Below are 19,241 nucleotides of genomic sequence, written 5' to 3'. Positions count from 1 at the left end.
CATCACAGTAGGCCCGCTCCCCCTGCAAGCCCGCTCAGGTCAAGCCTGCCCATGGCTGCTTTGCGTGGCCGCAAAAACGCCTCGCGCAATCGCTCTTGCCACACAATCCGCCGCTGCCGCGCCGATCCTGCCGATCTCCACCTGGCGTCGTGGCCCGTCGGTCAAGGCCACCGCCGCCGACGCCAGGGCGAACACCGTGTCGCCGTCATAGGGCAGGTGCGCCGGACGCACCGCCCGTGCGATGCCGTCCTGGGCCATGATCGCCACGCGCTTGCACTCGGCAACCGTCATGCGCGCCGTGCTGGCGACCGCCACCAGCGTGGTGTTGGCGCCGGCTTGCAGGCGGCCCATGGAGTCCAGCCGTGACAATTCGGGCATCGGGTCGCTGCAATCCATATCACCTTGCGGGCGCTGGCCGCCGAACTCCCCTGCCACTTCCCAAGGCCAGGCCCAGAAGGTTTTGCCATCGGGCATGTACACCGAGCCGATGGGGTTGGCGACCACCAGCGCGGCCACGATCAACCCCTCGCCCAGGTCGAGGGAGGCGCTGCCCAGCCCGCCCTTGAGCACCCCGGCCATGGCGCCGCGCCCGGCGCCCACCGCGCCCAGTGCGAACGCCTGGCTGGCATTCTCCAGTGCTTGGATGCCCAAGCGTCGATAAGGCGGGTCGAGGCCCCAGGCCTTGTCGCCACCGTTGGCCAGGTCATGCAGCACCGCCGCCGGCACGATGGGAATCGCCGGGGCGCCGGGCTTCAAATGCAGGCCCACGTCGTCGTGGGACAGCTTCGCCGCCACCCCGTCCGCTGCGCCCAGGCCGAACACCGAGCCGCCGGAAAACACCAGGGCGTGCAGTTGGCCGACCATGTTTTCCGGCTCCAGGGCGGCGGTTTCGCGCCCGCCGGGGCCGCCGCCGCGAATGTCGATGCTGGCGGTCCAGAAACCCTCGGGGCGGATCACCGTGACGCCGGTGTCGGCGTGCAGGTCCGTGGCGTGGCCGACCGTGAGGCCGGGAATATCGGTAAGGGCGTTGCGCGGGCCAGGTCTGGGCATACGGATAAAACTTCCTTGGGTTCAGGTATGGCCTGGGGGTGAGCAAGGGCTGTGCCAAGCCCCAACCCCCCATCGCGACGGAATGCCGCTGGCCACGTGACCAAACCCTCTGCACAAAAACCAACACCCTGCCTTGGGGCCTGTTAGAAAAACACCAACCCTTGCCCGAACCAATCAATAAGCCTCTGTTTTAAAACATATTTTACAGATGGCACAGGCCTTGCTCTCCAGCCTTCCACCAGAGCTTGAACCCAACAAGCCGCCCTCGACCCAGGCCCAACGCCTCACCCATTGGAGTGTTTCCCATCATGAATGCAACACGCACCGCAGGCCGCCAACCCGGCAAGGCCTTCGCCCATACCCTGTTGTTCGTCGCCCTGTGCGAAGCGGCCAGCTACAGCAGCCTGGCCCTCGCCGCCGACGCCCCGGCCAGCGACAACCCGTTGGATACCGTGGTAGTGATCGGCAACCGTGGCCAGGCGCGCACCCTGGCCGAAAGCCCGGCACCGGTGGATGTGATTTCGTCCAAGCAACTGCTGGCCACCGGGCAAGGCGACCTGACCCGCGCCCTGAGCAAGGTACTGCCGTCACTGAACCAACCGGCGTCCTCGGGTTTCGGCTCTACCTCGGTGGTGCGTCCCATCAGCCTGCGCGGCCTCAACGGCGACCAGGTGCTGGTGCTGGTCAACGGCAAGCGCCGGCACAACAGCGCACTGCTGAACAACGGCACCTACCTCAACTCCGGCTCGCAGCCGGTGGACCTGGACATGATCCCCACCGCCCTGGTGGATCACGTCGAAGTGCTGCGCGACGGCGCTTCGGCCCAGTACGGTTCGGACGCCATCGGCGGCGTGGTCAACGTGGTGCTCAAGCAGACCGACCACGGCGGCAGCCTGTCCACCAGCTACGGCCAGAACTATGAAAACGGCGACGGCGAAACCGTGCGCCAGACCGGCAACGTCGGCCTGGCCCTGCCCAACGACGGCTTTATCAACCTGGCCCTGGACGTGAAAAAGCAGAACGTCTCCGACCGCTCCGACAACGCGCCGTACACCGACTCCGCCGGCAACAGCAGCCAGCGGCACACCTACTACGGCACCGGCCTGCCCGAAGCGAAGAACTTCAGCCTGGGTTACAACGCCGAGTTGCCGGTCGATGACGCGCTGACCTTGTATTCGTTCTCCACCTACACCCATCGCAACTCGGAAAAACCCCTGGCGTTCCACCAGCCTTCGAGCTTCAACGGCATCCAGACGCCGTACCCGGAAGGCATCGAAGACAACCTGCGGTTTATCGAGGATGACTTCCAGGTCGCCTTCGGCGGCAAGGGCAAGGCCGCCGGCTGGGACTACGACCTGTCCAGCACCTTCGGCCAGGACCACGCGCGCGCGACGCTCACCGACACCTACAACCTGAGCTACGGCCCCAACTCGCCGACCTCGGTGGACACCGGCGTCAAGACTTTCAGCCAGTGGACCAACAACCTCGACCTGACCCGCGCCTTCGACCTGGGCCTGTACAAGCCGACGCAGATTTCCTGGGGCCTGGAACAGCGCTACGAAAACTACAAGATCGGCAAGGGCGACCTCGCTTCCTATGCCAGCGGGCCGTTCACCACCGGCGCCAACGGTGCGCTGATCCCGCCGGGAACAATTTCCGGAGCCGGTACCACCCCCGCCGACGCCACCGAGAAAAGCCGTATCAGCCTGGCCGGCTACGGCGAGATCGGCCAGGACTTCACCGATAAATGGCACGTGGACCTGGCCGGTCGCTACGAGCATTACAACGACGGCTCGGGCACCACCACCAACGGCAAATTCTCCACCCGCTACCAACTGACGCCGATCCTCGCCGTGCGCGGCACCGTCAGCACCGGGTTCCGCGCGCCGTCCCTGGCCCAGCAGATCTACAGCTCCACGTCGCAGACCAGCGTCAACGGCCAGTTGTTCGACTACCGCAACGTGGCGGTCAATTCCGACGTGGCCAAGGCCCTCGGCGCCAGCAACCTGAAGCCCGAGAAGTCGACCAACTTCAGCCTCGGCTTCACCCTGCAACCCACCGACGCCACCAGCATCACCCTCGATGCCTACCAGATCAAAATCAAGGACCGCATCGCGCAAACCGGCTACCTCGGCGGCACGGCCCAGATCAACGCGATTCTCGCCGCCGCCGGGCTCAACCCGAACCAGGCCGTCACCTACTTCACCAACGCCCTCGACACCACTACCCGGGGCGTCGACCTGGTGGGCGAGTTTCGCCAGGACGTGGGTGCCTGGGGCAACCTGAAATACTCCGCGGGCTTCAACTGGAACACCACCCAGATCGATGACATCCACGCCTCCGCCATCGCCGCCCAGACCCTGGGCCCGGACGGTGGCTACGACCGTCAGCGCCAGGGCAACCTCAAGTACGGCCTGCCGCAGTCCAAGTTGCTGCTGGGCACCACCTGGACCTACGAAAAACTCGAAGTCGGCCTGAACCTGACCCGCTACGGCGAGTACACCCAATACGGCACCGCCGAAGCCTTCGACCGCACCTTCTCGCCGGCGTGGATCACCGATGTGAACATCGACTACCACCTGACCCCGGCGATCACCCTGAATGCGGGCGCCAACAACCTGTTCAACAAGTACCCGGAACGCACCGGCCTGCCGAGCAGTTCGGGCGCCTTCCCCTACGGCAACTTCTCGCCCTACGGCACCACCGGCGGCTACTGGTACACCGGCGTGACCTACAACTTCTGACCCGATGCACGGAGCCGGTTCGCCGGTTCCGTGCCTGATTTCGATGGGAGCCTGTTCATGACCCGCCGCACCGATCAACTCAAACTGGGGGCCTTCCTGGCCAACAGCGGTCACCATGTCGCCGCTTGGCGCCATCCGCTGGCCCAGGCTGACGCCAGCCTGGATTTCGAGCATTTCAAACACATCGCCCAGACCGCCGAGCGCGGCAAGTTCGACGCGCTGTTCATCGCCGATGTGGTAGCGCTGTGGGGGCATCATCACGATGCCTTGAGCCGCACTGCGCGGGCCGAACACTTCGAACCGCTGACCCTGATGTCGGCCCTGGCTGCCGTCACGAGCCGCATCGGCCTGATCGCCACCGCCACCACCACTTACAACGAGCCGTACCACCTCGCGCGCAAGTTCGCGTCCCTCGACCATCTGTCCAGAGGCCGCGCGGCGTGGAACCTGGTGACCTCGGTGGTTTCCGACGAGGCCTGGAATTTCGGCCGCGAACACCATGTGGACCATGGCGACCGCTACCAGCGCGCCGAGGAATTCCACGACGTGGTCAAGGGCCTGTGGGACAGCTGGGACGACGACGCCTTCACCCGCGACAAGGCCACTGGCGAGTACTTCGACGCGAGCAAATTGCACACGCTCAACCATCACGGCGAACACTTCAGCGTGCGCGGCCCGCTCAACGTGGCGCGCCCGCCCCAGGGCCATCCGGTGCTGGTGCAGGCCGGCGCTTCGGAGCCCGGTAAAAACCTTGCCGCCCGGGTGGCCGAACTGATCTTCGCGCACTCGCACTCGGTGCAAGGCGCCCAGGCGTTCTACCAGGACATCAAGGCCCGCGCCGCCGCCTTCGGGCGTGACCCGGACCACGTCAAGATCCTGCCCGGTGTCACCCCGTTCATTGCCGACACCCGCGAAGAAGCCCAGGCGCTGTTCGACGCGTTCCAGGCCTTGATCGACCCGGTGCTGGGCCTGCGCCTGCTGGCCGACACCCTGGGGGATGACATTGACCTGTCCGGGCATGACCTCGACGGCCCGTTGCCCGACACCCCGATCGGTCAACGGGGCAGCCGCCGCGACAAAGTGCTGGAACTGGCGCGCAGCGAAAACCTGAGCATTCGCCAACTGTACCTGCGCCTGGCCGGCGGCAACCCGGTGATCGGCACCGCCGAGGATGTGGCCGATCACTTCGACGCCTGGTTCCAGGCCCGTGCCTGCGACGGGTTCAACGTGTTCTTCCCGTACTTCCCCGGCGCCATCGACCTGTTCGTCGACCGGGTGATCCCGCTGTTGCAGGCGCGTGGGCTGTTTCGCCTCGACTACGAAGGCACCACCTTGCGCGATAGCCTCGGTCTGCCGCGCCCGGTCAACCGCTTCAGCGCGGGAGCCACGGCATGAAACGCCGCGCCTGGATGCTCGCCTGCACCGGCCTGCTGGCGCCCAAGGCGTTGGCCTTGAACATTCTGCTGAGCAACGACGACGGCTATCAGCACCCGAATATCCGCGCGCTCTACACCGCACTCAAAGCCCAGGGGCACAGCGTGAAGATCGCCGCGCCGCAAAGCGATCAAAGTGCGCGGGGCGGGGCGTTTTTCTTCGGGCGTGAAGTCACGGTGGGCCACGACAGCGACCCCGCCTACCCCGACAGCTATTTCATCAGCACCACCGAAAAAGGCCTGTGCCAGAGCGCCGACTGCGTCGGCAAACAGGTGCAGATAGAAATCAGCGGCACGCCGGTGATGGCCGTGTTGATGGGGCTGAACAAGGTGTTGCCGCATCCCGACCTGGTCATCGTCGGGCCCAACCCCGGCAACAACCTGGGGGCGATCAACATGGCGTCCGGCACCTTCAATGCCGCGAGCGTGGCCCTGCAAGCGGGCATTCCGGCGCGGGCGGTGAGTACGGATTTGAAAGAGACGGATCCCCAGCGCGCCGCGCTGTTGGTCGCCAAACTGGTCCACGCCCTCGACCGGCATCGACAGGCCGACGGCGCACTGCTGCCCCCGGGCCTGGGCCTGAATATCAACCTGCCCAAGGCCACTGCGATCAAAGGCGTGAAATTCACCCGCGTGGGCAGTTACGTGGGTTTCCAAGCGCTGTACACCGACGATCTCAAGCCATTCAACCTGCCCGGCAAACCCGGCATCGGCTTCCAGTACAGCCCCGCCGCCACCGCTGCGCAACAGCACGATGAAGCGGTGTGGCTGAACAAGGGCTACCTGACCATCAGCCCGTTCAGCGGTGTGCCGGAATCCATCGACGCCAGCGTCGCGCTGCAACGGCAACTGGCCCGCGAGGTGCAACCATGAGCGCAGGTTTTTCCCTGGGGTTTCTGAGCCGGGTCTACAGCCCGGGCTTTGCCCCCCAGGTCTATCGCGACACCCAGGAGCTGTTCCGGGTCGCCGAGGCGCTGGGCTTCGACAGCGGCTGGGTGGCGCAACACCACTTCGCCAGTGAACAGGGGCGCCTGCCCGCCCCGCTGGTACTGCTGGCTGCGGTGGCCCAGCGCACCCAGCGCATTCGCCTGGGCACCGGGATTATCGTGCTGCCCCAGGAAGCGCCCCTGCGCCTGGCCGAGGATGCGGCGGTGCTCGACCTGCTGAGCAATGGCCGTCTGGAACTGGGCCTGGGCGCGGGGTTCGACCCCGAGACCTTCCTGGCCTTCGGCCGTGACCCCGACGCTCGCCACCGGGATTACGAACAGCACCTGCGCCAACTGATCAATGCCCTGGGCAACGCGCCCTTGACCGACAGCGGCGCGCGCCTGTCGCCACGGGCCAGCGGCTTGAACCATCGGCTATGGGAAGCCACTTCGCGGGTGGAATCCGTTGCCGAGCGCGGTCATGGCCTGGTCATGGCGCCCAACCCGCAGCTGCCTGCCGAGGCCGGTGTCGAGCTGGTGAACAGCTACCGCAACGCCTGGACCGGCGACAACGGTACGCCCGCCCGCGTGGCCCGGGTACAGGCGCTGCTGCCTTCCCCCGACGACGCCACCCGCCGCGATATCCAAACCTATGTGCAGCGCCAGCAACGCATCGGCATCCTCAAGGCGGCACAGGGCGATGACTTCAACGCCACGCTCCAGCGTCTCGGCGTGCTGCACGGCTCGCCGCAGCAGATTATCGGGCAGTTGCAGCAAGGTCCGGCGCTCACGCCCCACGATCACCTGATTTTGCAAGTGCAGACCACCAGCACACCGTTGCGCGAAGCGATCCGCACCCTGGAATTCATCCGTGAACACATTGCGCCGGCCCTCGGCTGGCAACCCACAGGAACGGCACCATGACCTTCAAACTGGGCTTTCTCAGCCACGCCTTTGGCGATGATCCACAGCAGGTCTACCGTGACCTGATCGAGCAGTTCGAGGTCGCCGAAGCCCTGGGTTTCGACAGCGGCTGGATTGCCCAGCATCACCTCAGCGGCGGGTTTGGTCGCCTGCCCTCACCGCTGGTGTTGCTGGCGGCGGTGGCCGAACGCACGCGGCATATCGAACTGGGCACCGGGGTGATCGTGCTGCCGTTCGAAGACCCGATCCGCCTGGCCGAAGATGCCAGCGTGCTGGATGCCTTGAGCGGTGGACGCGTGCAATTGGGCCTGGGCAGCGGCGGCGCCAACCTGGATAACTTCAGCGCCTTCGATCGCGACCCCAGCCAACGCCAGGCCGATTTCGCCGAGCGCCAGCAACATCTGCAACACCTGTTGCAAGGCCGGCCGCTGACCGGAGAACTGACCCTGCAACCACCGGCTCCGGGCCTGGGCACACGCTTGTGGCACTCACACGGCAGTGTCGAAGGCGCGGCCTATACCGCGCGCCAGGGCAACGGCCTGTTGCTGGGCACTGCCACCCACGACCCGTTGACCGTGCAGAAACCCTTGGCCGACGCGTACCTGCATGCCTGGGCCCACACGGATCGCAAACCCCGCATCGGCGTGGTGCGTGCGGTGTTCCCCGCCGCCGACCGCGCCAGCGCCCAGGCTGAGTTGGCGGTGGACATCGAGCGACATATCCCGCGCCTGCAGCGCGAAGGTCTGATCGATCAGGCCGTGGACCTGCAAGAGCACCTGCGCCTGATGAACGTGCACCACGGCCATCCCGATGAAGTGATCGAAAGCTTGCAACAGGACCCATCGCTGCTGCCTTATGCTGATCACCTGATCGCCGTGGTCCAGGCCGAAAGCTCGACCCAGGCGCAGATCCTCAAGCGCCTGGAAATCCTCGCGCAAACCATCGCCCCGGCGCTGGGCTGGAAACCACGATCAACAACGGAGTGTGGGCATGCCCCTTGAATTCAGCTGGCTGATGCCCCTGTGCACCCCCGACTGGGCGGCGCGGCCAGGGCAATGGATTCAGTTGGCCCAGGCGGTCGAGTACGCCGGGCTCGATGGTCTGTGGATCCCCGGCGGTGCGCTGTGCGCCGATAGCCTGGGAGTGGCGGCGGCCTTGTGCGCCCACACGCGGCGGGTGCGTCTGTCGGTGAGCGTGCCGCCGGAAGTGATGCTGCCGGCGGCATTGGCCACTACCTTGCAGAGCCTGCAATCGATCAGCGGCCACCGCGTGCAGGTGCACTTGCCCAACAGCGAGCGCAGTGCCTTCGGTGATTGGCTCAACCGTGACCAGCGCAGCGAGCGGATCGGCGAATACCTGGACATCCTCGGCCAACTGCTTGCGCCCAAGGACGGCGGGCTGGATTACCAGGGCCTGTACTTCCAACTGGAAAACGCCGGCGTCGCCCGCCGCGAACTGCCCGCGCCACCGCTGGTGCTGGACGACAGCCACAGCCACGCGCTGGTGGCTGCCCATGCTCGCACCTGCCTGCTCGCGCCCGGCCATCCCCAGTGGCTGGCCACCGAAATACAGCGCTGGCGAGCGATTCAACCGGCGTTGAATTTCGCTTGTACCTTCGGCCTGATCCTCGGCGACAGCGAAGACCTGGCCTGGGAAACCGCCGCCAGTCTGTTACCGGTACCGGCAATGCCCGTCGAACCGCTGGCTACCCTGCCCCGCGCGCGCCACCCGTTGCGTCAGTGGGAGGTGCACCCGAACCTGCTGCAACTGGCGCCGGGGCAGCCGCTGATCCTGGTGGGCACTGCGCCGCAGGTCGCCACGCGCCTGCGGGAGCTGCACGGCCTCGGCCTGACCCATCTGATCGTGGAAGGCGGCCCGGCCGTCAGTGAGGTGCTGCGCTTTGGCGAGCACGTCGTCCCTCTCTTGCGCAAGGAGCGCCCGTAACATGCCTGCCGATCCACGCCCGCCGATCCAGCTGGACTGGTTCCTGCCCACCAATGGCGACGGTCGCCACCTCACCAGCAGCGGCTTGCCCAAGGTCGGGCTGTTCCAGCAGGGCGAACGCGCGCCGACCCTGGACTACCTGCGCCAGATCGTGCGCGCCACCGAACAGGCCGGTTTCGATGGCATCCTCGTACCCACGGCCAGCGGTTTCGAAGACCCGTGGCTGATTACCGCCGTGCTGGCCCAGGAAGTGCGTCGCCTGAAATTCCTGCTCACGCTGCGACCCGGCACCGAACTGCCGGCCTACACCGCCCACCGCGCCGCCACCTTGCAACTGCTCAGCGAGAACCGCCTGGCGCTGCATGTGGTGAGCGGTTCGAGCCGTTTCGAACAGCGCTCGCTGGGTGATTTTCTGGAACATGACGAGCGCTATGCACGCACCGCCGAATTCCTCCAGGCATTTCAGGCCGTGTGGACCGGCCAGCCGTCGTCGCACCCGGGTCGTTACTACCGCAGCGGCGCCGCTACCGCGATTGCGCCAGGAGCGATCGCGCCGCCCATCTACTTTGGCGGCGCTTCCGAAGCCGCCGAACGCGTCGGCGCGGCCCACGGGCAAACCTACCTGATGTGGTGCGAACCGCCGGCGATGATCGCCGAACGCATCCAGCGCATGCGCGACCTCGCCGCCGCCCAGGGCCGCAGCCTGCGCTTCGGCCTGCGCCTGCATGTGTTCGCCGCGCCTACCGATGACGCGGCCTGGGCCCATGTGGAGCGCCTGCTGGAAGAAATCCCCAAGGATGCCATCGACCAGGCACAACGGCAGATGGCGACCTATGAGTCCGTCGGCCAGAGCCGCCAGACCCAACTGATGCAAGGCCGTGGCCGCGGCGCACGGGAGCTGGAAGTGTCCGCCAACCTGTGGGCCGGGGTGGGCCTGGTACGCGGCGGCGCCGGCACCGCCCTGGTGGGCAGCTATGCCCGGGTGGCGGAGCGGATCGAGGAGTATCACCAGTTGGGGGTGGACAGCTTTATCCTGTCGGGCTTTCCACACCTGGAAGAGGCGATTCATGTGGGGGCGGAGGTGCTGCCACTGCTGCGCAAGCATCCCTGAAACGTTCAGGCACTCCGCATCGAAGGGTTTTGGGTCTGCTGCGCAGCCCGGCGCGGGCGGTGCGACGATTCGACGAGCCCGCTCACTACAAAAAAACCTTTGATCCTGAAAGAAGGTGCCTGCCTGAAATACTCACTGTGGTGAGCAGTTCAAGCACTCCGCAAGGGTCAGATTCGCCGCCGCCGGTTGAGTTGGGGGATGGCGCTCTGAGGGACTTCCACGCGCTGCACCTGGGTCACGGTGCAGGTAGCCAGTTGGGCCAGGGTCGGCTGGCTGAACAGGGTGCGGGCGTCCACTTCCAGGCCGGCCTTGCGCAGGCGCGCCACCAGGTTCACCGCCAGCAGGGAGTGCCCGCCCAGTTCGAAGAAATGGTCGTGCCGCCCGACCCGTTCCAGTTTCAGGACCTCGGCCCAGATACCCGCCATCAGCGTTTCCACCTCGCCCACCGGGGCTTCATACGACCGGCTGACCACCGCCTCCAACCCCGGCTCCGGCAGGGCCTTGCGGTCGAGTTTGCCGGCAGGGTTGAGGGGCAGTGCCTCCAGTTGCACAAAGGCAGCCGGCACCATGTATTCCGGTAGCTGCGCCAGCACATGGGCGCGCAAGGCTTCCAGGCCCGGCGCTTGCCCACGCACCGTGAAGTAAGCCACCAGGCGCTCATCGCGGATCAGCACCGCCACTTCGCGCAACGCCGGATGCTCGGCCAAACGGGACTCGATCTCGCCCAGCTCCAGGCGCACACCCCGCAGCTTGACCTGGAAGTCGTTGCGCCCGAGGAACTCCAGGTTGCCATCCGGCAAGTACCGCACCAGGTCGCCGGTACGATACAACCGGTCCCCGGGCACGAACGGGCTGTCGATAAAACGCTCGGCCGTCATCTGCGCCAACCCCAGATAACCCCGGGCCACACCAACCCCGCCGATATGCAGTTGGCCACTGACGCCCGTCGGCACGGGCCGGTCGTGTTCATCCAGCACGTACAGGCGCGTGTTGTTGATCGCCCGACCGATCGGCAGTTGCAACGCAGGCACCGGCGCGCCAGGCTCCAGGGTCCAGGCGCTGCTGTCCACCGTGGCTTCGGTGGGGCCGTAGACGTTATGCAAGCGCACGTTCGGCAAGCGCGCCTGCACGCCACGGGCCAGGGCTTCGGTAAGTTCACCACCGCCGCACAGTACATCGGTGAGGCTGGTGCACAGCGCCGACTCGTCCAGTTCGAGGAACTGCTGCAACATCGCCGGCACGAACTTGATCACGCTGATCTGCTGCTCGCGAATCACCTGGGCCAGGTAGGCCGGTTCGCGATGACCATCGGGCCGCGCCAGTACCAGGCGCATGCCGTTGGCGAGCGGCCAGAACAGTTCCCATACCGAGCCGTCGAAGCTGAACGGCGCGCGCTGCAACAGCGCGCCGCCTTCGGCGTTCGGGCACAGTTGCGAGCCCCAGTGCATCAGGTTGCCCAGGCCACGGTGCTCGATCATCACGCCCTTGGGCGTGCCGGTGGAACCCGAGGTGTACATCACGTAGGCCAGGTTGGCGACACTGAGCCCCGGCACTCGCGGGTTGCCGGTCGGCGCCTGGCTCCAGGCGCAGTGGTCGAAGTCGATCACCGGAATCGACACCTCCCCCGGTACATCGCGGGTGGCGGCGTGCACCAGCAGCGCGACCGGCTGGCTGTCTTCCAGCATGTAGGCCAGGCGCTCGCGCGGGTAGCCCGGGTCCAGCGGCACGTAGGCACCACCCGCCTTGAGGATGGCCAGCAGGCCCACCACCAGGTCCAGCCCGCGCTCGACGCACAGCGCCACCCGAGTGTCCGGCTGCACACCGCGTTCACGCAGGTAGTAGGCCAACTGGTTGGCACGCTCATTGAGCTGGCAATAGGTCAGTTGTCGCTCTCCGGCCTGCACGGCCACGGCATGGGGCGTATGCCGTGCATGGGCTTCGAACAGCGCCTGCACGGTCAGGGTGTCGGGGTAGTCGATGACGGTATCGTTGCGCTCCACCAACAGGGTTTGCAGCTCGCTGGCCGGTAGCACCTGCACGTCATGCAGCGGTGTTTGCGGGGCCTGTTCCAGCGCGTCCGCCAGGTGCACCAGTACGGTTTCGAGGTAGTCCAGCAGGCGCTCGGCGCCGACCTTGCGCGGTGCCTTGGCCTTGAGGCGCAGGCCGCTGCCGATGTCGTCCACAGTGAGCATCAGCGGGTAGCTGAGGATGTCTTCGCTGCTGAGCAAGGCGATGCCCGGGATCAGGTTCAGGTCGCGCTCGGCATCCGTATGCCGGTAGTTGAGCAGGCTGTTGAACAGCGGCGATGCCGCGCTGCAACGCTGGGCCAACGCCAGGGACGCTTGTTCATGGGCAAGCAACGCACTGAGTTGCAGATGGGTATCGCTGAGCGCCTCCGTCACGCTCTGCCCGGCCAGGCGCAGGCGCAGCGGCAAGGTGTTGATGAACATGCCCAGAGCGCGGTCGGCGCCCTCGCCCGCCTGCAAACGTCCGAGCAGGACGGTGCCGAACACCACGTCATTGCGTCCCGATACGCGGCTCAGCACCTGGGCCCAGGCCAGGTGCAACAGGCTGGCGAGGCTGACGCCCAGGCCCCGCACCTGGCTATGCAGGCGTTGATTGAGGTTGTCGTTGAGCGCCCGCTCGGCCTCTTCGGTCTGTGCCCGGTCCGCCTGACGCTCCTGCAAACCGAAGGCCAGGGTCGGCTCGTCGACATCCCCCAGTCGCTCGCGGAAGAACGCCTCGTGCGCCACTTGCCGGGCCGGTGAGCGGGCCTGCGCCACCACGTTGCGATACGGCACCGGCGCCGGCAGCAAAGCCTGCTGGCCAAGCAGATGGGCGCGGATTTCCTGCATCAGAATCGTGGTGGAGGTGGCGTCGTTGACCAGGTGATGGAAGCGCAACCGCGCGACCCAGCGCGCGTTTTGCGGCTGTTCGGCATAGTCCAGGGCCATCAGCGGTGCCTGGCGCAGATCCAGTGGCGGGCAGGTTTCGCCCATGGGCTGGACCGGCAACGGTGCATGGCGCCATACCACTTGCATCGGTTGTTCCAGGGCATCCCACACCAGGCTGGTGCGCAAGATATCGTGACGGTCGATCACCTGTTGCAGGGCCTGGGCGAAGGCGTCCAGTTGCTCGCGGCCGACAAAGCTGAACAGCGCCTGCTGCTGATACGGGTCCTGCGCGTCGGTGATGTGGTGATAGAGCAAGCCTTCCTGCAAGGGTGCCAGGGGGTAGATGTCCTGCACGTTCGCCGCCCCGCCCGGAATGGTTGCGACGATGCGCGCCAGGCTGGCAGCGTCCGGTTCGTCGAGGTCGGTGACATCCACTTCGGCGTATTCGCTCGCCGCCGCCAGCGCCGCCAGGGTCGGCTGGCCGAACAGCACTTGCACATCCGCGTGCAAGCCGGCCTGACGCATGCGTTGCACCAGTTGCACCGCCAGCAGCGAATGCCCGCCCAGCTCGAAGAAGTGGTCCTGTCGCCCGACGTGCTGCACCTGCAACAGCTCGGCCCAAAGCTGCGCCAGGGTAGTCTCCACGCCGGCGTGCGGCGCCTCGAATTCACGGGTGATAAAGGCCTCCTGGGTAGGTGCCGGCAGGGCCTTGCGATCAAGCTTGCCGTTGGCGGTCAGCGGCAGCGTGTCCAGCGTCACATAGGCCGCCGGTAGCATGTAGTCCGGCAACGATGCTTGCAGATGGGCACGCAGTGCTTCGATGGCCACCGCCTCGCGCGGTACGAACCAGGCCAGCAGTTGCCCGTCGCGAAACTGCACCACAGCCTCCTGCACCGCCGGATGCCCGGCCAGGGCAGATTCGATCTCCCCCAGCTCGATACGCACGCCACGGATCTTGACCTGGTCGTCGTTGCGCCCCAGGTACTCCAGGTTGCCGTCGGGCAGCCAACGCGCCAGGTCGCCGGTGCGGTACATGCGGCCTTCGTTGAACGGGTCGTCGAGAAAACGCTCGGCGGTCAGTTCAGGACGGTTCAGGTAGCCCCGCGCCACGCCCTTGCCACCGACGTACAACTCCCCCGCCACGCCGATGGGCACGCGGCGCTGTTGTTCATCCAGCAAGTACACCGTGGCATTGGCGACGGGCCCGCCGATATGCAGCGGCCGGCCGACCTCGACACGCCCGGAAGTGGCGACCACCGTGGCTTCGGTGGGGCCGTAGTTATTGATCACCGCGAACCCCTGCGCCTGGGCGAAGGAACGCAGGCGATCGCCGCCGATCAGCAAGGTGCGCAGGGTCGGGTGTGGCAGGCCCTGGCTGAAGGCGTATTCGGCGACCGGCGTGGGCAGGAAGCACACGTCCAGCGGCTGCGCGCGCCACCAGTCCAGCAGCGCATCGATATCTTCGGCACCGTCGTGGGCCGGTGGCAGATGCAGGGTCGCGCCCACGCAGAGCGCCGGCCAGACTTCCCACGCCATCGCGTCAAAGCCGAAGCCGGCAACGCTGGCGGTGTGGCTGCCGGCATGCAGGTCGAAGGCCTGGCAATGCCAGTCCACCAGGTTGGAGACCGTGTGATGCTCGACCATAACGCCCTTGGGCAAGCCGGTTGAGCCGGAGGTGTAGATCACATACGCCAGGTTCGAGGCGCTGACCGCCACGCGCGGGTTGGTGCCCAGGTGGAAGGTGGGCCGGTCGAGCTGGATCACCGGAACGTCCAGCGCTGGCAGGCGCGGCAATAGGTCATGCTGGGTCAGCACCACCACGGGGGCGCTGTCGTGCAGCAGGTAGTGCAGGCGCTCGGCGGGGTGGGCCGGGTCCACCGGCACGTAGCAGGCCCCCGACTTGAGTACCGCGAGCAGCCCCACCAGGGTGTCCAGCCCGCGTCGGGCCACGATCGCCACCCGGTCATCCGGCTTGACCCCGCGCTCCAGCAACTGATGGGCCAGGGCGTTGGCCTGCTGGTTGAGCTGGGCATAGCTCAGTGAACGGCCCTGGTACAGCGCAGCCACGGCCTCGGGTGTGCGGGCGGCCTGGGCCTCGATACGTTCATGCAGGGTTTTCGGCGCGCCATAAGCCTGAGTCGTGGCGTTCCAGCGTTGCAACTGCGCGTCTTCTTCCGGGGTGATCAGCGACAGCTCCTGCACCTTCAGCGCGGTGTTTTCCACCCCTCGCTCCAGCAGCCAGGTAAGACGCTGCACCAGCGCCTGCACCTCGTCCTGCCGGAAATACGCCTGGTTGTACACGCAATGCAGGCAGGCCGTGTCCTGGTAGCGGTTGCTGCGCAGGTGGATAGCCAGCGGCAACGGCTCGTGATGGTTGGACACCTTGATCGCCCGCGCCTGAACCTGGCCAAAGCGCAGGTCATGGTCGTCCTGCTCGAACGACACCGACAGGTCGAACAACTGCGCGCGATCCGCACGCCGCAGGCCCAGCTCGCGGTTCATTTCGCTCAAGGGGAAACGCTGATGACGGAAATCCTGCTTGAGCTGATCACGCACGCCACGTACCACGGCGCTGAACGGCAGTTGCCGGTCAAACTGCAGGCGCACCGAGCTGACCTGGGTGAACAGACCGACGGTGGAGCGAAACCCGGCGTTGGAACGGTTGAGGATCGGCAGCCCGACCACCCATTCATCGCGTTGAGTGGTGCGGGTGAAGTACACGTACATCGCCGCCAGCAGCACATGGAACGCCGAAGCCTGGTAACGGTTGGCCACTTGCTCCATGCGGTCAAGCAATGACACCGCAAAAGGTTGCGCCAGCGTGGCGCTGGGTGCCGAAGCCGGTTGCGCGGTGTGGCGTGCGGTCAGCAGTGGCTCCGGCAGCGCCTGGTATTTATCCAGCCAATAGGCACGGTCACGGGCATAACGGGCCGACGCATGGTAACGCTGGTCGGCGTGAATGAAGTCGAGATACGACGGTGCCACCACCTCGGGTTGACGGCCCTGCTCCAGAGCGCTGTACAGGCGCGCCAGGGATTGCAGCATCTGGCCGAAACCCCAGCCGTCGAGGATCAGGTGGTGGGCCTGGGTGCCCAGGCGGTAGTGCTGCTCGTCGAGCCTGACCAGGAAAAACCGGAACAGCGGCTCGCCCTCCATCGCATAGGGCCGGGCCATCCGGGCCTGCATCAACGCCTGGCAGGCGGCCTGCGGGTCGGCGTCGGAGGAAACGTCATGCAGCGGCACCTGCACCGCCAGCGTCGGGGCGAACCGCTGGCGCGGCATCCCGTCGATATCGCTGAACAACTGGGTGCGCAATGCATCGTGCTTGGCCACCAGCCGCTCGACGGCCTGGCTGATCAGTTCGGGCACGACCGCGCCGGCAAAGTCGACGTAGCCGCCGATGTTGTAGAGCGGTGAAGTGCCCTGGCGCAGTTGGTCGAGCCAGATGTCCTGTTGGGCGGCAGTGAGCGGCAAGCTTTCCGGCTGAAGGGAAGCTTCCTGTTTCGCGACAGCGTCGCCCGGGGCGGAGTGGGGAAAAAGCTTCATAAGATCCTTCTTATGGGGGGGCACTGACCAGGCAGGCTAGCCCATGGCGACGAAATTGCCGGATTTGAGCATGCGCGCCAGGACGCGTCTGACACCCGAAACCCGGACATCCGGGACACCGGTGCGGGCTTGGCTGAGGGTTCAGTGCTGAAACGATTAAATAGCTGTAGGAAATTGGCTATATCTTGCCGCTGTCGATTTTTCACAAAAACCGCCAGATTAATTTTTAATCCTTTAAAAACATATAGTTAAAAAACTCTAAAGCAGATGTGCGACTTTTCGTACGCTGATTTTATTGTCAGAAACGTCGATTTAATGACGTTGTTTTTATGGCAGGTTGTGTCCCTCGTTTCCGCTACATACGTAGGACAAATTCCTATGGCTAAATAAATTCTCGATCGCCGACCTGCGTTCAAGGAGGACGGTTTTCGACATCAAGGATGAGATGGCTATGAGTCTTAAGCGCAGCATTGGCAACACGGAAAGCCCACATTTTTACGCTGAAATGGGCGAGTTGATTTCAAACAGCGGCCACGAAGACTTTGCCTCGACCATGCTGCACCTGGTGGACAAATGGGTGCCGATTCACCTGGTGGACCTCAGTGAATGGACCCTGGACGAAGCCCGCGACCGCGTGCTCGATATCAAGCTGCTGGGCAGCGCCGGCCAGAAACAGGACCTGGCGCCCCTGACCCTGCACCCGGCGCACGACCACCCGCTGCTGCGCGAAATGCTCGGCATGCAAGACCCGCTGCTGATCCAGATGAAGGCCAAGCCCAACAGCGCCCACCCCCGTGGCAGCTCGCACCAGTGCAACCTGGTGTCGCGTCAGGCCAACCGGCGCTGCGTGATTTCCCTGTACCGGCCCCCGACCCAGCGCGGGTTTTCCCTGGCAGAACTGTCGTTTCTCAAAAGCCTGTCGGACACCCTGCTGCCGCTGATCGAGCGCCATGCGCAATTGCTGCGCCAGGCGCCTCAGGACGCTGTCGAACCGGCCCACACGCTGCTGGAGCAATCGCAATTGCAGCGTGAGTTCTACAAGCGCCTGTCGTTGGGCGACATCACCCTTTCGGCCCGTGAGCAGGAAGTCTGCCTGGGCCTGTTGACCGGCGGCACCGTGCCGCAAATGGCGGAAAAACTCAGCGTGAAAAACAGCTCGATCGAAACCTACCTCAAGCGTGCCGCCGCCAAGCTGGGCGTGAGTGGCCGCCACGGCCTGGCCAAATGGATGGTCGGCGCCTGATGAACACACGGATGATCACCACCTTCGGGGTGGCCTGGATGCTCGGCGGCTGCTCGCTGATCCCCGACTACCAGCGCCCCGCCGCACCGACGCCGGCCCAGTACCCCCAAGACGGCGTGTACCGCCTGGCGCAATCCGGCAGCCTGGATGCGGGCAGCGACTGGGCAGTGCTGTTTCACGACCCGGCGCTGCGTCAGCTGATCGGCGAGGCCCTGCTGAATAACCGCGACCTGCGGGTGGCGGTGCTGAACGTCGAGGCGTTCCAGGCGCAGTACCGTATCCAGCGCGCGGACCTGTTTCCGGCGGTCTCCGCCACCGGGGCCGGCAAACGCCAGCGGCTGCCGGGCAGTGTGACCGGCACCGGACAATCGGCGATCACTTCCAGTTATTCCGCGACCCTGGGTATCAGCGCCTATGAGCTGGACCTGTTCGGCCGCGTGCGCAGCCTCAGCGAACAGGCGATGCTCAACTACCTCGGCACCGAAGAGGCCCGGCGCAGTGCGCAACTGAGCCTGGTGGCCAACGTCGCCAATGCCTACCTGACCTGGCGCGCCGACCAGGAACTGCTGGTCCTGGCCCGCCAGACCCTGGACGCCAACGACCACAGCCTGCGCCTGACCCAAGGCAGCAAAAACGCCGGCAAGGCCTCGGCGCTGGACGTGGTGCAAGCCCGCACCAGCGTCGAAAGCACCCGCGCCAGCGTGGCGCGTTACGAACGCCAAGTGGCCCAGGACCTGAACAGCCTGGCCCTGTTGGTCGGCGGCCCGGTGGACGAGAATCTGCCGTCGCGCGCACTGGCCGACGACCTGGTGGCCCGCGTGCCCGCCGGCTTGCCCTCCGACCTGCTGCAACGGCGCCCGGATATCCTCCAGGCCGAATACCAGTTGCGGGCCGCCAACGCCAATATCGGCGCGGCGCGGGCCGCGTTCTTTCCGTCGGTGAGCCTGACCGCCAACGCGGGCAGCACCAGCACCGAATTGTCCGGTCTGTTCAAGGGCGGTGCCGGCACCTGGACCTTCCAGCCGCAGATCAACCTGCCGATCTTCAACGCCGGCAGCCTGCGCGCCAGTCTCGATTACGCCAAGCTGCAAAAAGACATCTCGGTGGCCAACTACGAAAAATCCATCCAGACCGCCTTCCAGGAAGTCGCCAACGGCCTCGCTGCGCGCCAGACCTTCACCGACCAGCTCAATGCCCAACGGGACTTCGTCGCCGCCAACCAGACTTATTACAACCTGGCGCAACACCGTTACCGCAGCGGTGTGGACAGCAACCTGACGTTCCTCGATGCCCAGCGGACATTGTTCAGCTCGCAGCAGGCGCTGATCGTCGACCGGTTGGCGCAGTTGGTGGCGGAAGTGAACCTGTACACGGCGTTGGGTGGCGCCTGGGACGGCACTGGTTACATCACGACTCGTTAACGAAT

At 65.7% G+C, this 19,241-nt stretch carries 11 protein-coding genes; 9 read left to right on the top strand and 2 right to left on the bottom strand.

The genetic code is table 11. The annotated features are described in order from the left end of the window. Window positions 1-39: 39 nt before the first annotated feature. Complete coding sequence (locus tag ACW9IN_RS24945) at window positions 40-1,050, bottom strand: P1 family peptidase (protein ID WP_457368332.1); 1,011 nt, start codon at window positions 1,048-1,050, stop codon at window positions 40-42. A 308-nt stretch (window positions 1,051-1,358) separates the two neighbouring features. On the opposite strand from ACW9IN_RS24945, the gene ACW9IN_RS24940 reads away from it, so the two are divergent. From ACW9IN_RS24940 to ACW9IN_RS24910, 7 genes are read left to right on the top strand one after another with little or no spacing between them, the layout of a single operon-like run. After that, window positions 1,359-3,794 (top strand): TonB-dependent receptor plug domain-containing protein, encoded by a 2,436-nt coding sequence (locus ACW9IN_RS24940; RefSeq protein WP_457368331.1) that lies wholly within the window; start codon window positions 1,359-1,361, stop codon window positions 3,792-3,794. A 57-nt stretch (window positions 3,795-3,851) separates the two neighbouring features. Beyond that, window positions 3,852-5,189 (top strand): LLM class flavin-dependent oxidoreductase, encoded by a 1,338-nt coding sequence (locus tag ACW9IN_RS24935; RefSeq protein ID WP_457368330.1) that lies wholly within the window; start codon window positions 3,852-3,854, stop codon window positions 5,187-5,189. Then, complete coding sequence (locus ACW9IN_RS24930; RefSeq protein ID WP_457368329.1) at window positions 5,186-6,100, top strand: 5'/3'-nucleotidase SurE; 915 nt, start codon at window positions 5,186-5,188, stop codon at window positions 6,098-6,100. The genes ACW9IN_RS24935 and ACW9IN_RS24930 overlap by 4 nt, the downstream gene beginning before the upstream one ends. Beyond that, window positions 6,097-7,077, top strand: coding sequence for an LLM class flavin-dependent oxidoreductase (locus ACW9IN_RS24925; protein WP_457368328.1), 981 nt, complete (start codon window positions 6,097-6,099; stop codon window positions 7,075-7,077). Before ACW9IN_RS24930 ends, ACW9IN_RS24925 begins: the two co-directional genes overlap by 4 nt. Then, complete coding sequence (locus tag ACW9IN_RS24920; protein WP_457368327.1) at window positions 7,074-8,078, top strand: LLM class flavin-dependent oxidoreductase; 1,005 nt, start codon at window positions 7,074-7,076, stop codon at window positions 8,076-8,078. The genes ACW9IN_RS24925 and ACW9IN_RS24920 overlap by 4 nt, the downstream gene beginning before the upstream one ends. Then, entirely contained in the window at window positions 8,068-9,021 is a 954-nt protein-coding gene (locus ACW9IN_RS24915; protein WP_457368326.1) for an LLM class flavin-dependent oxidoreductase, read from the top strand. Before ACW9IN_RS24920 ends, ACW9IN_RS24915 begins: the two co-directional genes overlap by 11 nt. 1 nt (window position 9,022) lies before the next feature. Then, on the top strand, window positions 9,023-10,132 hold the full coding sequence (locus ACW9IN_RS24910; protein WP_457368325.1) for an LLM class flavin-dependent oxidoreductase: 1,110 nt from the start codon (window positions 9,023-9,025) through the stop codon (window positions 10,130-10,132). 167 nt (window positions 10,133-10,299) lie between these two features. Here the strand turns inward: ACW9IN_RS24910 and ACW9IN_RS24905 are convergent, their stop codons facing one another. Then, on the bottom strand, window positions 10,300-16,572 hold the full coding sequence (locus tag ACW9IN_RS24905; protein WP_457368324.1) for an amino acid adenylation domain-containing protein: 6,273 nt from the start codon (window positions 16,570-16,572) through the stop codon (window positions 10,300-10,302). Between the two features lie 451 nt (window positions 16,573-17,023). On the opposite strand from ACW9IN_RS24905, the gene ACW9IN_RS24900 reads away from it, so the two are divergent. Continuing rightward, the gene (locus ACW9IN_RS24900; RefSeq protein WP_457368323.1) at window positions 17,024-17,815 is read left to right on the top strand and encodes a helix-turn-helix transcriptional regulator; all 792 of its coding nucleotides are present in this window, start codon (window positions 17,024-17,026) and stop codon (window positions 17,813-17,815) included. Further along, window positions 17,815-19,236, top strand: a complete 1,422-nt coding sequence (locus ACW9IN_RS24895; protein ID WP_457368322.1) for an efflux transporter outer membrane subunit — start codon at window positions 17,815-17,817, stop codon at window positions 19,234-19,236. Before ACW9IN_RS24900 ends, ACW9IN_RS24895 begins: the two co-directional genes overlap by 1 nt. The last annotated feature ends 5 nt before the right edge of the window (window positions 19,237-19,241 follow it).

Source organism: Pseudomonas sp. SDO5271_S396 (assembly GCF_054071795.1).
The sequence above is the reverse complement of the archived record's forward strand: the minus strand, read 5'-3'. Positions and strand labels throughout refer to the sequence as shown.